The organism is Phytoactinopolyspora halophila, assembly GCF_003287285.1.
GTDB lineage: Bacteria > Actinomycetota > Actinomycetes > Jiangellales > Jiangellaceae > Phytoactinopolyspora_A > Phytoactinopolyspora_A halophila.
In genome coordinates this window covers 42,953-58,474 of record NZ_QMIG01000026.1, presented here as the reverse complement: position 1 = coordinate 58,474, position 15,522 = coordinate 42,953, and the positions used below count along the sequence as shown (strand labels likewise).

Below are 15,522 nucleotides of genomic sequence, written 5' to 3'. Positions count from 1 at the left end.
AGACTCCAACCCAGCGGCTCAACCAGCTGCTCATTGCAAGCACCGATTGAACCTGCCCATAGGACCAGAAGCGTTCATGATCATCGGAGGAGGGTGGCGGGTGGAGGGTAGGGTGTCGTTATGCCGGCTCGGATTCGCGCAGCCGCTGGCTGATCACTGCGGTCACGCCGTCACCGCGCATCGACACACCATAGAGCGCATCCGCGATCTCCATCGTGCGTTTCTGGTGCGTGATGACGATGAGCTGGCTGTGCTCCCGCAGCTCCTCGTAGAGCCCGAGAAGGCGGCTCAAGTTGGTGTCGTCCAGGGCCGCCTCGACCTCGTCGAGAATGTAGAACGGGCTGGGCCGCGCCTTGAACAGGGCCACCAGGAACGCGACCGCGACGAGCGAACGCTCGCCACCCGACAGCAACGACAGCCGCTTGACCTTCTTGCCCGGCGGGCGCGCCTCGACGTCGATACCCGTGGTCAGCATGTCGTCCGGTTCGGTGAGCACGAGCTTGCCCTCACCACCGGGGAACAGCCGCGAGAACACCGTCGCGAACTCGCGCGCGGTGTCCTCGAACGCCTCGGTGAAGACCTGCTGCACCCGATCGTCGACCTCCTTCACGATGTCCATCAGGTCCTTGCGGGTGCGCTTGAGATCCTCAAGCTGCTCGTTCAGGAAGGCGTGCCGCTCCTCGAGGGCCGCGTACTCCTCCAGCGCCAGCGGATTGACCTTGCCGAGCTTGTTCAGCTCGCGTTCCGCGGTGCGCGCGCGCTTCTCCTGTTCGTCGCGGACGAACGGCACGTACCGCTGCGGCTCGGCCACCGGCTGCGTGATCGACGACGGCCGCTCGCCGGCGCCATCACCGTCCGGCTCGTCACCACCGGTCCCGTCGCTGCCGGTCCCGTCGTCACCGGGCTCGCCGTCGGCCGGTGCGTCCCCGGATTCGCCGGATCCTTCCGCGACGCCATCCGGGGCACCCTCCGGTACACCGTTCCCGGACGCGCCGGCGGCGCCGTTCCCGCCGGCCGCCTTGCGCTTCTTCTGCTGTCCCTTGCCCGCCTGATCCGGCGCCTCGAACACCGGCACCTCGAGGTGCGGGCCATACTCGTCGACCAGCGTGTCCGGCTCGACACCCATCTCCTCGCGCGCCTTGGTCTCCAGTGACTCCACACGCATCCGGTGCTCGGCGCGGGCCAGCTCGTCGCGATGCACCGTGGAGGTCACTTCCTCCAGCTCGGTCGCGATCGTGCGGGTCCGCTCTCGCTCCTCGGCCAGCGCCGCGTTCCGCTCGGCCCGCGTCTGCTCGGCCGTCTGGCGCTCGGCGTCGGCCACCTCCAAGGACTCCTCGACCTGGCGCAGCAACATCTCGCTGCCGCGAGCCACGGCCGCGCAGATCTCCGCCTGCCGGGCACGTTTGCGGGCCATCGCCTCGGCGCGCTCCCGGTTGGCGCGCTCTTCCCGCGCGGCACGCTCCAGGCTCTCCGCGCGTCCGGCCAGCGCCCGTGCTCGCTCCTCGCCCGTGCGCAGCGACAGCCGGGCCTCCGTCTCGCGCTGCTGGGCCAGCCGCACCTGCTCGGCCAACCGGTCACGTTCCTCGGTCGACGGCTCGTCGTCGGGGTCACTGGCCTCTTCGGCCGTGGCGAGCCGCTCCTCCATCTCGGCCAGCTTCGCCAGATCCCGGTCCCGGGCATCTTCGGCCTCGGCAATCGAGGCGGTGAGCCGCTCGGCTTCCTCGTTGGCCGCGCGCACGGCGTCACCGAGGCGGCCCAGCTGCTCGGCCGTGGCCGACAGCTCGGCATCCGACTCGTGGAGCTTGTTCAGGGCGGCCGTCTCGCGTGCCTGTGCTTCGTCCCGGCGCCGGGTGGCCTGTTCTTTCTCCCGCTGGAGTCGTTCGGCACGTGCCGTGGCCTCGGCCAGCTGGTCAGCGGCCTCGTCGACCGCGGATTGGACCTCGAGCAAGCTCTGCGTATTACTCGATCCGCCGTAGGCCCGACCGCGGCCGAGCAGGTCACCTGCCCTGGTCACCGCGCACAAGTCGGGATACTCGGCCACCAGAGCGCGCGCGGCCGGCAGGTCATCCACCGCGACCATGTTCCGTAGCAGGCTGGTCAGTGCGGGCTGCAGCTCGGCGGGGGCAGTCACCAGATCGACGACGTAGCGCATGCCGGCCGGAAGGCCGTGCCAGCTGCCCGGGTCGTCGAACGGCGCGCCGCCGACGAGCAGCCCCGCCTGGCCGAGATCCTCGTCGTGCAGCAACCGGAGCGCGTTGACGGCATCATCCACCGAGCCCACCGCGACCGCGTCCGACGCCGTTCCGAGGGCGGTGGCCACCGTCGCTTCCCACCCCGGTTCCACCGTGAGCAGGGCGGCCACGGAGCCCAGGATTCCCGACACCCGATCGGAAGCGGCCAGCAGCGCCGAGGAACCATCCTTGCGCGCCAGCCCCATCTCCAGCGCCTCCTTGCGGGCGGCCAGCGTTGCCCGCTCGCGCTCGGCGGCACGTTCGTTCTCGACGATCTCGGCAAGGGCCTCCTCGGCAGCGGCGAGCTCCGCGGCAGCTTCTTCGTGCTCGGCGTCGAGACCTTCTTCGCCCGTGGAGAGACCCGCGATAGTCGTCTCCAGGCTGGTGAACTCGCTCTCGGCGGCCGTCGCGCGCTCCTGCGCTTCGGCGCGCGCGGCCTTCAGGCGGTTCAGCTCCGACTCGGCCGCCGCGGCGCGGCTGCGCAATCCTTCGACCTCCCCGGCGAGCCGGGCGGCACCCGCCCGCCGGTCGGCCGCGGCCCGGGTGAGATCGGCCAGGCGCTGCTCCTCGGCCGCCGCCGCGTCCTCGGCCTCCGAACGTTCCGCGATGGCCGCGTCGAGTGTGGCCCTGGCGTTCTCGATCTGCTCGGAGATCTCCGATTCCTGCTCGCGCACCGCGGCCGCTTCGGCCTCCATCTCCTCCGGGTCCCGGCCCGAGGAGGCCGGTTCCTCCGCCGTCGTCAGGTGCCGGCCGCGCTCACGGGCGAGCGAGAGGGTGCTGTTGATCCGCTCGCGGAGACTGGACAGCCGATACCAGGCATCCTGCGCCCGGGCCAGCACGGGCTCGGCCTGTTTGACCTCGGATTCGAGCCGTGCTTCGGCAGCGCGTGCCTGCTCCAGCGACTGGGTCAGCTCGGCCTGGCGGGCCTTCAGCGCGGCTTCGTCAGCCACCTCCTGTTCGAGGCTCGCGCGCGCCTGAACGAGGTCGTCTGCCAGCAGCCGCAGCCGCGCGTCCCGCAGATCGGCCTGGATCGTCGCGGCACGACGGGCCAGCGCGGCCTGTTTGCCCAGCGGTCCAAGCTGGCGGCGCACCTCCGAGGTGAGGTCCTGCAAGCGCGTGAGATTGCCCTCCATCGCCTCGAGCTTGCGCAGCGCCTTCTCCTTGCGCTTGCGATGCTTGAGGACGCCGGCCGCCTCCTCGATGAACCCTCGTCGCCCTTCGGGTGTCGCGCCCAGGATGGAATCGAGCTGGCCCTGACCGACGATGACGTGCATCTCCCGGCCGATACCCGAGTCCGACAACAGCTCCTGGACATCGAGCAGCCGGCACGACTGGCCGTTGATCGAATACTCCGATCCGCCATTGCGGAACATCGTCCGCGAGATGGTGACTTCCGAGTACTCGATCGGCAACGCGCCGTCAGTGTTGTCGATCGTCAGAAGCACCTCGGCCCGGCCGAGCGCGGCCCGGCCCGTGGTCCCGGCGAAGATGACGTCTTCCATCTTGCCGCCACGCAGGCTCTTCGCTCCCTGCTCGCCCATGACCCAGGCCAGAGCGTCGACGACGTTCGACTTCCCCGATCCGTTCGGACCGACGACGCAGGTGATGCCGGGTTCGAAGTGAAGCGTCGTCGACGACGCGAAGGACTTGAACCCCCGTAGTGTCAAGCTCTTCAGATGCAACGGATGACTCTCTCTCGCCGCGCCCCCGCACGAGCAGCATTCGAGTATGACACGGAACGGCAACCGTGACACTACGAGACTACTGGTTCATCCGGGCATCGTGAGCGACGCCGCGCCGTGACGAACCACGAACCTGGGCCCGGACGTGTTGAATACAAGCCGACCCGCCTCGTGGCCGCGTCGGCTACGAGCCGGACTGCCCCGGGTTGGCCAGTGCCACCTCAGGGACAAAAAAGAAAAGTCCGGCAGCAATGCTGCCGGACCTTCCTCATGTCAACGCGGGCTGACGGTCCTGCGACTCGTCAAGGACCATGGTCTCGTGCTCGAGCGCGGCCTGGGCGAGGTCATCGTTCGCCGCCTGGAGCCGTGTGATTTCGGCCTCGAGGTCGCTGACTCGACGACGGAGTCTCTGTACCTCGGTGACGAGCCTTGGATCCGGGCCCCCTACGTGACCGAACAGCGCCTTTGCCATCGCTGGTGCCCTCCACAGGCTGATTCTCGAAAAATAATTCAGGACCGCTACGGGCGCGCACAATTGCACAGCCAACATGAAGTTGACGACAGGCATACGCCTTCCGCAGCTACATTTCTAGGATGGCATCCTGGCATGCCCGCGGTCAAGCTGAGACTGGATACGACGGGACTCAACCTTGGCCACGCACCTCGACCAGGAGGGCACGCCGGGCCTCCGGCCGGATTCAGCCCCCCGAGGTCACCAGGCTCGCCACCAGCTCATCACCAGCGTGCCCGGCGCGGACGCGGCTGGCAGGCGGGACACGTATAAGAAGAGCGATTCATGAACGGATCCCGCCGGATCGGCGTGTCACAGCGCGCGCATGGCTCTCCGCCACGGCCGTAAACCCGCAGGGAGCGCTCGAAGTATCCGCTGTCGCCATTCACGTTGACATACAGCCGGTCGAACGACGTGCCACCCTCGACCAGCGCCGCCCGCATCACGTCGCCGACAGCCTGCACCAGCCGGGCCACCTCGGCGCGCCGTAACGTCTCCGTCGGCCTGGCGTAGTGCAGGCGCGCCCGCCACAGGGCCTCGTCAGCGTAGATGTTGCCGATCCCGGAGATGAGCGACTGGTCCAGCAAGGCCCGCTTCACAGCAGTCTTCTTCCGGCGCACCCGGGCAGTGAACGTGTCGAGGTCGAAGGCGGGGTCCAGCGGATCGGGCGCGATGTGCGCGATCTCCGCGGGCAGGCCCGTCTCGTCCACGGGCGCCACCGCAAGACCGCCGAACGTACGCTGGTCGACGAAGCGCAGCTGGGGTCCGGCGTCGTCGAAGATGAAACGGATGCGCAGATGCGGCTCGTCGGCCACCGAGGGCGGTTGCAGCAGCAACTGTCCGCTCATTCCCAGATGCCCCAGAATCGCCCGGTCCGCAGCGGCCCCACCATCCTCCACCGGCAGCCACAGGTACTTTCCTCGCCGCCCCGGCGGCCCCAGACGCGCGCCGGCCAGCGAGTGCGCGAAATCGGCCGCTCCGTCACCGTGACGGCGAACCGAACGTGGGTGCAGCACCTCCACGCGGGCGATGCGCCGCCCGGCGACGTGCGCCTGGAGGCCGAGGCGCACGACCTCGACCTCGGGAAGCTCAGGCACGGCGGGTCGAGGCGTCAGCCGAGTGGTCGGCGCCGTCCGCGCCAACCCCCGTGCCATCAGCACGATCCGTGCGGACCTCCGTGCCATCGACACCGTCCGCGCCGGTTCCCGCACCGTCGCCATTGGACGCGCCTTCGTGCTCGGCCGCTACCTCGTCGATCATCGCATCGCCCAACTTCTCGTTGAGCGCACTCCAGGCGAGCTCCGCGGCGTTGGCCTCGGCTTCCTTCTTGCTCCGGCCCTGCCCGGTGCCGTAAACCTCGTCACGCAAGATCACCTGCGCGGTGAACGTCTTCTCGTGGTCGGGTCCCTCTTCGCTGACGTGATACTCGGGCACGCCGAGCGAGTGCCGCGACGTGAACTCCTGGAGCGATGTCTTCCAGTCGAGCCCCGCTCCGAGCGTGGCCGACATGTCGATCAAATCGTCCACGAGCCGGTGCACCAGGTCGGTGGCCACGTCGATACCGCGATCAACGTACACGGCACCGATCAACGCCTCGATGGTGTCCGCGAGGATGGATGCCTTGTCGCGGCCACCTGTCGATTCCTCGCCACGCCCCAGCTTCAGGAAGGCACCCAGGTTCAGCGACCGGCCGACATCGGCCAGCGCACGCATGTTCACCACGGCGGCACGCAGCTTCGCCAGCTGCCCCTCGGAAAGATCGGGATGACGCCGATACAGCGAATCGGTGACCACCAAGCCGAGGACGGCGTCTCCCAAGAACTCCAGACGCTCATTGGTCGGGAGCCCGCCGTGCTCATACGCGTATGACCGGTGGGTCAGCGCCTGCTCGAGGATCTGATCATCCACCGGCACGCCGAGACGGGCTTGGAGCTCGGATAACTCCTTCGGCTCAGCGGACATCGCGTGATCCGATCAGGCGTCACCCACCTGCCGGCCGTTGTACTCCCGGTACAACGGCGTGCCCTGAGAATCCTCCACGACGTGGGCACGGTGCGGCACGACCCACGTCGTCTTCCCGTTGACGGTACGCCGCTGCAACTGTGGCAGCTTCATCTTCCACTGCGCACGCCGATGCCGGGTGTTGCTGCGGGACTTCTTCTGCTTGGGGACGGCCACGGCTACATCTCCTCCGTCGGGCCGGCCCCTGAGGAGCCGGACTCGTTCGTTTCATTGGTCAGCAACTCGGCCAGAGCTGCCCACCGCGGGTCAGTGTATTCATGACGGTGGGACGGATCGTCCTCGAGCCGTGCCCCGCATTGCGAGCACAGCCCCGGACAATCGTCCCGACAGGTCGGTGCCAGTGGCAACGCCAATACGAGCGCGTCACGCACCGGCTGCTCAAGGTCGATCATGTCGTCCTGGACGCTCAGACCGTCCTCGTCGGCCTCGGACTCGGTGTCGGTTTCGCCTTCCGGGTAGGCATACAGCTCTTGCCATTCGACGGCCAGCTGGTCGTCGAACGGGTCGAGGCATCGTGCACACTCTCCGGAGATCAGTGCACGCGCTTCACCCGAGACGAGCACGCCCTCCATGACCGACTCGAGCCGGATGGTCAACCCGATGTCGGACCCTTCGGGCACCTCCACCACGCCGCCGATGCCCAGATCAGCTGGCGCATGCACCACGAGAGTCTTATGCTGCATCGATCCGGGTCGGCGCCCGAGTTCACGGACGTCGAGCACGAACGGTGCTCGCGGATCGAGGACGTTCAGCGGTATCAACTCTCGTGCAGTGTGGACAAGCTCATCAAGACCTCGGCGGGAGGCCGTCATCTAGGTTACTAGACGGCTTCGGCTGCGCCAACTCGGCCGCATCGTCGCTGCTGTCGCCCGCCGATGCGGGCTCCCCCTCGTCGGGGAAGCCACCCGGATAATCCCCGGGGAAACCACCCGAAAGCTCGTCCGGAAGATCGCCATCGTCCATCAGGCCGGCTCCGGCAGCGAGTTCCTGATAGGGCGACGACTGGCGCAACTGGTCGCGGCCCTCGCGGACGGTGTCGACGATCCGGGAGGCGACCACCTCCACGTTGGCCAGTTTGGCGTCGACGTGATCGTCGAGCGCGGCCCGCATGGCTTCGATCTCTTGCCGCATCTTCTCCAGAGTGCGGCCACGCTCGCGCCGGGCTTCCACGAGAATCGTGTGGTCACCCACCAGCGTCGCCTGCTCGATCTTCGCATCGTTGATGATCTTCGACGCGTTCGCGCGCGCTTCTTCCAGAAGCTCTTCACGCTGCGCGATCACCGTGTCCGCCGCCGCCAGGCTCTCTGGCAACATGTCACGCACCTGGCTGATCATGGCCAGGATCTCGGTTTTATTGATGATCGCCGACGACGACATCGGCATCGTCCGTGCGGACTCGACCATGTCGGTCAGCTCGTCAAGCTTTCTGTGGATCTCCACGACCAATCCCCCTTGTCGTCCTGCCGGTCCGTCCCGCGAGACGTACCCAGGAGACGTGCTGGACGCGCGACGTCAGCGGTCAACGGACGTACCTTCACCGTACCGGCGATCCAGCCGCTCCAGGACCACCTTAGGCACCAAACCCGTGACATCGCCGCCATAAGACGCCACTTCCTTGACGAGGCTGGACGACAGGTACGAGTACTCCGGGTTGGTGGCCACGAAGAACGTCTCCAATCCGGTCAGCCGGTGGTTCATCTGCGCCATCGACAGCTCGTAGTCGAAGTCGGTCATGGCGCGCAGTCCTTTGACCACCACCGGGATGTCATTGCTCCGGGCGAAGTCCACCAGCAGTCCGTGAAACCCCTCGATCCGCACCTGTGGCAGGTGGCCGCAGACCTCCTGAAGCATGCCGACCCGCTCCTCGTACGTGAAGAGCCCCTTCTTCGACACATTCGTGAGCACTCCGACGACGACCTCGTCGAACAGGCCGGCCGCTCGCTCGATCACATCCAGATGCCCGTTCGTCACCGGATCGAACGATCCTGGACAGACGCACCGCCGCACCGTGCCTCCTCAACGCTCGTCACTGTGTACCAGCCGAGTGACCGTACCAGAGCACGGTCTCGCCATACGCGCGTTCGCGCAACTCGGTGAGCCCGGTGGGCCAGCGAACGGGCGCGCTGCGCTGCCGGCGTTCGACCACGACGACGGCATCCGGTGCCAGCCATCTCGATGCCAGGTGGGCCAGTACCGTGTCCAAGATCTCGGAGTCCAGCGCGTACGGCGGGTCCGCCACCACGAGGTCGTAGCGAAGGTCGGGCATGCGTCCCCGGTACACCTCGACACCGCCGCGTCTCCCGGAGGACGCGGGGTCACCATCGGCGTGCCTGGCCTCGCGACCCCCATCCGGTCTCGCATCCGGTTTCGCCGCTGATCTCGTATCTGGCACGAGTACCCGCTCGGCCGCGCCATGCACCACCGTGGCACCCGGGAGGCCGAGCGCCTGAGCATTGGACCGAATGGTCCGTACCACCCCGGCGTCGGACTCGACGAGCGTCGCGCGCGCCGCGCCCCGGGACAGGCCCTCGAGGCCGATCGCGCCACTGCCCGCGTACAGATCCAAGATGTGCAGACCTTCGAGACCACCGAACATCGACTCAAGCGACGAGAACATCGCTTCGCGGACGCGATCCGTCATGGGGCGCGTGATGCTGCCCGACGGCACCCGCAACCGCCGCCCGCGCGCACTACCTCCGACGATCCGGGTCACGCCTTGTCCATGTAATCGTCGTCCTGGCTGGCCAGGAATGCGCTGATGGCCCTGTCCAGCTCCGGGTGCTCACGCAGCTCGGGATCCGACGACACGACTGTGACCGCATCCTCCCGGGCCTCGCGGATCACGTCCTCGTCGCGAATCACCCGGAGAAACTTCAGGCTCGAACGCCGGCCGGACTGGGTGGCACCGAGGACGTCGCCCTCGCGGCGCTGTTCAAGATCGACCCTGGCAAGTTCGAACCCGTTGCGGCTCGCCGCGACGGCGTCGAGCCGTTCCCGGGCAGGCGTTCCAGCCGGCGAGTCCGTGACGAGCAAGCACAGACCGGGAACACTGCCCCGACCGATCCGGCCACGCAACTGATGGAGCTGGGATACCCCGAACCGGTCGGCATCCATGATCACCATGGTCGACGCGGTGGGCACGTCGACGCCGACTTCGACGACCGTCGTGGCCACCAGGACCGGCCTCGTGCCGCTGGCGAAGCGGCGCATCGCTGCCTCCTTCGCCTCGGGTCCCAGCCGCCCGTGCAACACCTCGACCTCGATACCCTCCAGCGGGCCCTCGCGCAGCATCTCCGCGAGCTCGAGAACGGCGATCGGCTGGCGACCCGAACCCGACTCGCCCCCACTGGAGGCGTCCCCAGGAACATGGCCGGCGGTGCCGGCACTGCCACCCGTGCCACCGGTGCCGGCACTGCCACCCGTGCCGGCGGTGTGGGCGGTGTCGCTCAGATCATCGTCCGGATCACCGGCGCTCGCTGCCGGGACCGCATCGTCGTCGATGTCGCCGCCGGTGCCACCTCCCCCGTCCGCGTCGTCGGCGACGTCGCCCCCGATCCGCGGGCACACGATGTACACCCCGCGCCCGGCCTCGGCCTCCTCGCGCACGCGCTGCCACGCTCGCTCGAGATAGTGCGGCTTCTCCTGCACCGGCACGACGTGCGTCGCGACATCCGCCCGCCCTGCCGGGATCTCGGACAGGGTGGAGATCTCCAGGTCACCGAAGACAGTCATCGCCACCGTCCGCGGGATCGGTGTGGCCGTCATCACCAGGACGTGCGGGCGCGTCTCGTCACGGCTCTTCGCGGTCAGCGCAGCACGCTGCTCGACACCGAAACGGTGCTGCTCGTCGATGACCACCAGACCGAGGTCGAAGAACTGAACCTGCTCTTCCAGCAGGGCGTGCGTGCCGACGACGATCCCGGCGTCGCCGACCCCGATGTCCAGCAGCGCCTCCTTGCGCGCGGCCGCACCCATGGAGCCGGTCACCAGAGCGACCCGGGTGCCGATGTCCAGCCCGCCCAGCATGCCGCGCTGGCCCAGCGGTCCCAGCAACTCCATCAGCGAGTGGTAGTGCTGCTGGGCGAGCACCTCCGTGGGCGCGAGCAGTGCGGCCTGGCCTCCGGAGTCCACCACGGCGAGCATCGCGCGCAGGGCGACGACGGTCTTCCCCGCACCGACCTCGCCTTGCAGCAATCGATGCATCGGATGTTCTTGACCGAGATCGGCAGCGATCATGTCGCCCACCTGGCGCTGGCCCCGGGTCAACTCGAACGGCAGCTGCGCGTCCAGCGCCTCCAGCACGCCGCCGCTGGCGCTCCGGCGCGGCGTGGCCGGCAGCGCCGCCGTCGAGGCGCGCCGCCGAGCGAGCTCGGTCTGCAAGACGAACGCCTCTTCGAATCGCAGCCGGGCCTGTGCCTGCCACAGCCGCTGCCGATCCGCAGGCCGGTGAACGGCGTGGAACGTCTCGGCCAGACCCGGCATGCGGTGCCGGCGCAAGACGTCGTCAGGAACCGGATCGGGCACGTCGCTCAGCTGATCGAGCAACGTGCGCACGCACTTCTCGATCCGCCACGAGGCCAGCCGCTGGGTTGCCCGGTACACCGGAATGATCGCCTCGGCGTAGAGCTCGGCCGCACTGCGCACGTCGGTGTCCTCGTCCACGAACAGCTTGTAGTCCGGATGCGCGAGCTGGCGCACGCCCCGGTAGGTGCTGACCTTCCCGGCGAACATACCGAGCCGCTCGGGCTGCAGCTTCTCCTCGTGCCACGGCTGGTTGAAGAACGTCAGCTTCAGCTCGCCGGTGCCGTCAGTGACCACTGCCTCGACGATCGAACCGCGCCGGCTGCGCATCGACCGCTTGTGGACCTCCTTGACCTTCGCCAGCACCGTGACCTGTTCGCCCTCCTCCAGCGAGTCGAGCTCGGTGAGCTCACCACGCTCGATGTACCGGCGGGGATAGTAGCGCAGCAGGTCTTCCACCGTGTGCAGGTCGAGCTCTTTCGCCAGCGTCTTGGCCGTCTTGTCTCCCAGCGCGACGTCGAGGTCCCAATGCAGCTCGACCATCACGCCGCTCCGCCGGGACACACCGCCGGCCCCATCGATCCGGCTAGCCTGCTCGCCATGCGACCTGGACACAGACGACACAGACACCGCACAGGCGCATCCTGGGCACGGACGCCACGCCGGCGCATCTACTCCACCCCCAGAAGTAGCGGGTAACGGGACTGACCACCGTCATAGACGACGGTATCGACTTCGGGGTGACTGATGCGGACCGATTCCTCGACGCCGGCAGCAAGATCCGGATCGGCATCCGCCCCCGTGACCACCGTGACCAGCTCCCCTCCCGCCGACAGCATGCGATGGACAACATCCTTGGCGACGTCGAGGACGTCCGAGCCGATCACGGCGAAGTCTCCCTCGACAACCCCCAGAACGTCGCCTGGGCGGCAGATACCGGCCATTGTCACCGCCTCCCGGGTAGCAACCGTCACGGCGCCGTGCCGCGCGTGCCCGGCCGCCGTCGTCATCGCCACGATGTCGGCGTCGAAGGCCCTGCCCGGCTCGTGCACGGCCATCGCGGCCAGCCCCTGCACTTGTGCGATGGCGGGGATAACGGCCACGCGTCGATGCTGGCCTCGAAGCTCGGCAGCTGCTGCCTCGGCCACCGGCACGGTATCGCGCTCGTTGGGCAGAATAACCACCTCGCCGGCGGGAGCATCGCCGACCGCCGCCAGAATCTCCGCCGTCGACGGGCGGTGACCCGCCGGTGTGTCCGCGACGACCGCACCGGCCGAAGCGAAGAGTTCGGCCAGGCCCGGCCCGGCGGCGAAGGCGACGACGACGCGACCCGGCGGCGGCTCCTGGGTGCTCGCGGCACCCCCGTGCGCTGCCAGGTACGTGATGTTGATCCGATGCGGCTGGCCAGCGCGCACTCCGGCCTCGACGGCAGCACCGGCGTCGTCGGTATGGACGTGCACGTTCCACTCGTCAGCGCCACCCACGACCACCAGCGAATCCCCGAGCCGGGCCAGTTCCGCGCGCAGGCCCGGGATCGTCTCGTCGGGCGCGCGAAGGAGGTACATGACCTCGTAGGCGAACGCCGCGTGCTCGTCGCCCGGCTGAGGTAGGGATCGCGGCAGGTCGGAGACGGGCACCGGCACGTGATGTTCACCGACACGACGAGGAGACGGCAACGGCCGCCGGCCGGTGAGCACCGTGTCGAAGGCGTCGAGCAACACCGTCAGCCCCCGCCCGCCCGCGTCGACCACTCCAGCCTGCCGGAGCACGTCGAGCTGATCAGGTGTCTTGGCCAGGGCGTGGCGTGCGGCACGAGCGGCGGCCAGCGCGACGCCCGGCAGGCCGAGTTGCGGCCACTCCGGGGGTCCATATCCCTCGAGTTGGTCGAGATGCCTGCGAGCCGCATCGCCCGCCGCACGAGCCACGGTCAGAATGGTGCCCTCGGCGGGATCGTGCACCGCCTCGTAGGCCGCCTCGGCGGCATGGTGCAACGCCTCAGCCAGCGCCCTGCCATCAGCCAACGTGATGCCCCGCACGCCCAAGACGTCGGCGACGCCACGCAGCATCTGCGCCAGGATGATGCCCGAGTTGCCACGTGCGCCGAGCAGGGCGCCACGCGCCATCGCATCGGCCACGTCGGCGAGCTCTGCCTCGGGTGGGCACTCCTCCGCCGCCGCGACGGCGGCCTCCATCGTGAGGAAGAGGTTCGTGCCGGTATCGCCGTCCGGTACGGGATAGACGTTGAGCGCGTCGATCTCCTCACGCGCCTCGGCCAGTCCGTCAAGTCCAGCGCGGCACCAGCGGCGGACGATCTCCACGTCCGGCAACGGCTGCACCGGCCATGCCTCCCCTCTCGGTAGCGACCACCTGTCGGTGGAGCGTACCGCTTCCGGTGCCACCGGATCTCGACGGCAGACCCGTTCTGCCGGGAACACCGGAGGGCCGCGCCCGGCCGCCCTCAGCGTGCCCGGCCGCCATCAGCGCGCCCGCCCGCCATCAGCGCGCCCGGCCGCCGCCCGCGTACCCAGGAGTGCGCCGTGCACGCCCAGTGCACGTCGGGAAGCGCTTTCCGCGATCGATGAATGTGGACTCAGCGTGCATGGCACGTACGGCTGGCGGGCGCGGCAGGCGCGGCGGGCGCGGCGGGCACGAGCCGGTCATTCAGCGGGCACGAGCCGGTCATTCAGCGGGCACGGGCGACTCGGCGGGCCGGAGCGCGACTAGCGGCGGGGTCAGTCACCCTCCCGGTTTTGGGGCTGGCGGCACCAGCCGGTATCCTAAAGCGGTTGCCTCTGCTGTAGCGCCTCGCGTCGCAGTACGAGGAGTTCCGCATTCCAGATCCGTGACCTTCATAGGAGATACCCGTGGCTGCCACTTGCGACGTCTGCGGCAAAGGCCCGGGCTTCGGCAACAAGATCTCGCACTCGCACCGCCGGACCCCGCGCCGTTGGAACCCCAACATCCAGACCGTGCGGACCGTTGTGGGCGGTACCCCCAAGCGGATCCGGGCCTGCACATCCTGCATCAAGGCCGGCAAGGTCATTCGCTCGGCCTAGTGCTCTCGGCATAGCGCAACCGGTCTCAGTGCTCTCGACATAACGCAACCCCGGTCTCAGCCCTGTGCTGAACCCCTGCTGGTCTTGTCACGAGCTGGTGGAACTGTTCGCGTTCCACTGCATCGTCGCATCGGGGCATGCGGTGAACCACCGCGAATCCGGGCAGACCGGGGCTGGTGAGCGACGCCATCAGGTATCACGGAGTGCCGTTGCTCACACGGCATCTCGTGCTCGCGCCGTCGGAGCACAGCTAACGAACCGACATCATCAAGGCCATGACCTCGACAATGTCGGTTCCTTCGTAGCCGTCGGCACCAGCCATCTCCGATCGCCCCTTCAGCACCAGCTTCTCTGGCACCGGCCCTTCCGCTCGACGAAAACTGGAAAGCCCACTTCTTGGCTCCGCGCAACGCCCAGAGCCCTCGATACCCGCCTGGACGTTCCACAGAGCCAAGAAGTCAGGCTCACCCGCCCCATCGCCACACTCATGACATCCTGGTGACAGTCACGCCACTTCGACCACCGGGACGTACCAGGCATGCGTAATATCGCCATCTTCAGTGGAAGCGCCCATCTCAGCCTGGCCGAGGAAATCTGCGACCATCTCGGGCTGCCGCTGCGGCCGAGTACCGTGCAGCACTTCGCCAACGACTGCCTTCAGGTCCAACTACAAGCCAACTGCCGCGAGCACGACGTCTTTGTCATCCAGCCGATCGTCCCGCCGGTCCAGGAGAACCTGGTCGAACTCTTGCTCATGCTCGACGCCGCCCGCGGCGCCTCGGCCGCCCGCACCACCGTGGTCATGCCGCACTTCGCCTATGCCCGTTCGGACAAGAAGGACGCACCCCGGATCTCGATCGGGGCGCGGCTGATCGCCGATCTCATGGTCACATCCGGAGCGAGTCGCGTGCTCGCGATGACCTTGCACTCGCCACAGGTCCACGGCTTCTTCAGCGTGCCCGTCGACCAGCTGCACGCGCTTCGGGAACTCGCCAGCCACTTCCGAGCCGGCGACCTGTCCAACGTGGTCGTCGTCTCCCCCGATCTCGGAAACGCCAAGGAGGCTTCCGCGTTCGCTCGGATGCTGGGCGTTCCCGTGGCCGCGGGCGCCAAGCAGCGCTACGCCGACGACCAGGTCAGTATCAGCGCTGTCATCGGCGACGTCGCCGGACGCGACATCATCGTGCTGGACGACGAGATTGCCAAGGGCAGCACGGTCATCGAGCTGGTGGAACGGCTACGCGAGCAAGGGGTCCGGTCGATCCGTATCGCCTGTACCCACGGCCTGTTCACGGACAAGGCACTCGAACGGCTCGGTGAGCTGGACGACGTCCACCAGATCGTCACGACGAACACGGTGCCCATCCCCGAGCCGAAGCGGCATCCCAAGCTGCACGTCTTGTCGGTCGCACCACAGCTCGCCGAGGCGATCCGCCGGATCCACAACGGTGAATCCGTCAGCGCCCTCTTCCACGACACGTAGGCGGGCTACGTCACGC

Annotated in this window: 12 protein-coding genes; 2 read left to right on the top strand and 10 right to left on the bottom strand. The window is 68.2% G+C overall.

The genetic code is table 11. The annotated features are described in order from the left end of the window. Positions 1–118: 118 nt before the first annotated feature. The 10 genes from smc to DPM12_RS18960 all read right to left on the bottom strand — a co-directional run bounded on the left by smc (position 119) and on the right by DPM12_RS18960 (position 13,303). Positions 119–3,913, bottom strand: coding sequence for a chromosome segregation protein SMC (smc, locus tag DPM12_RS19010; RefSeq protein WP_112259929.1), 3,795 nt, complete (start codon positions 3,911–3,913; stop codon positions 119–121). Between the two features lie 735 nt (positions 3,914–4,648). Continuing rightward, positions 4,649–5,521: a bifunctional DNA-formamidopyrimidine glycosylase/DNA-(apurinic or apyrimidinic site) lyase gene (mutM, locus tag DPM12_RS19000; protein WP_112259928.1), complete on the bottom strand. Its 873-nt coding sequence runs from the start codon at positions 5,519–5,521 to the stop codon at positions 4,649–4,651. Beyond that, the gene (rnc, locus tag DPM12_RS18995) at positions 5,514–6,386 is read right to left on the bottom strand and encodes a ribonuclease III (RefSeq protein ID WP_112259927.1); all 873 of its coding nucleotides are present in this window, start codon (positions 6,384–6,386) and stop codon (positions 5,514–5,516) included. The genes mutM and rnc overlap by 8 nt, the downstream gene beginning before the upstream one ends. Before the next feature lie 12 nt (positions 6,387–6,398). Then, positions 6,399–6,602 carry a 50S ribosomal protein L32 gene (gene rpmF / locus DPM12_RS18990; RefSeq protein ID WP_112259926.1) on the bottom strand — a complete coding sequence of 68 codons (204 nt, stop codon included), beginning with the start codon at positions 6,600–6,602 and terminating at the stop codon, positions 6,399–6,401. A 2-nt stretch (positions 6,603–6,604) separates the two neighbouring features. Further along, on the bottom strand, positions 6,605–7,204 hold the full coding sequence (locus tag DPM12_RS18985) for a YceD family protein (RefSeq protein ID WP_425467615.1): 600 nt from the start codon (positions 7,202–7,204) through the stop codon (positions 6,605–6,607). A gap of 28 nt (positions 7,205–7,232) precedes the next feature. Then, positions 7,233–7,886: a F0F1 ATP synthase subunit B family protein gene (locus DPM12_RS18980; protein ID WP_112259924.1), complete on the bottom strand. Its 654-nt coding sequence runs from the start codon at positions 7,884–7,886 to the stop codon at positions 7,233–7,235. A gap of 72 nt (positions 7,887–7,958) precedes the next feature. Continuing rightward, a complete protein-coding gene (coaD, locus tag DPM12_RS18975) occupies positions 7,959–8,453 on the bottom strand; it encodes a pantetheine-phosphate adenylyltransferase (RefSeq protein ID WP_112259923.1) in 495 nt (164 codons plus the stop codon). 19 nt (positions 8,454–8,472) lie between these two features. Beyond that, positions 8,473–9,159, bottom strand: a complete 687-nt coding sequence (locus DPM12_RS18970; RefSeq protein WP_112259922.1) for an RsmD family RNA methyltransferase — start codon at positions 9,157–9,159, stop codon at positions 8,473–8,475. After that, entirely contained in the window at positions 9,156–11,510 is a 2,355-nt protein-coding gene (recG, locus tag DPM12_RS18965) for an ATP-dependent DNA helicase RecG (RefSeq protein WP_112259921.1), read from the bottom strand. Before recG ends, DPM12_RS18970 begins: the two co-directional genes overlap by 4 nt. Before the next feature lie 128 nt (positions 11,511–11,638). After that, complete coding sequence (locus DPM12_RS18960) at positions 11,639–13,303, bottom strand: DAK2 domain-containing protein (RefSeq protein WP_112259920.1); 1,665 nt, start codon at positions 13,301–13,303, stop codon at positions 11,639–11,641. Between the two features lie 528 nt (positions 13,304–13,831). Here DPM12_RS18960 and rpmB point away from each other — a divergent pair. Further along, positions 13,832–14,023, top strand: coding sequence for a 50S ribosomal protein L28 (rpmB, locus tag DPM12_RS18955; protein WP_112259919.1), 192 nt, complete (start codon positions 13,832–13,834; stop codon positions 14,021–14,023). Positions 14,024–14,561: 538 nt separating this feature from the next. After that, positions 14,562–15,506, top strand: a complete 945-nt coding sequence (locus DPM12_RS18950) for a ribose-phosphate diphosphokinase (protein WP_112259918.1) — start codon at positions 14,562–14,564, stop codon at positions 15,504–15,506. The last annotated feature ends 16 nt before the right edge of the window (positions 15,507–15,522 follow it).

Bases quoted from the DNA above. Each gene is read 5' to 3' on its own strand.
- rnc (WP_112259927.1), bottom strand. From the start codon at position 6,386: ATGTCCGCTGAGCCGAAGGAGTTATCCGAGCTCCAAGCCCGTCTCGGC.
- recG (WP_112259921.1), bottom strand. From the start codon at position 11,510: ATGGTCGAGCTGCATTGGGACCTCGACGTCGCGCTGGGAGACAAGACG.
- DPM12_RS18950 (WP_112259918.1), top strand. From the start codon at position 14,562: ATGCGTAATATCGCCATCTTCAGTGGAAGCGCCCATCTCAGCCTGGCC.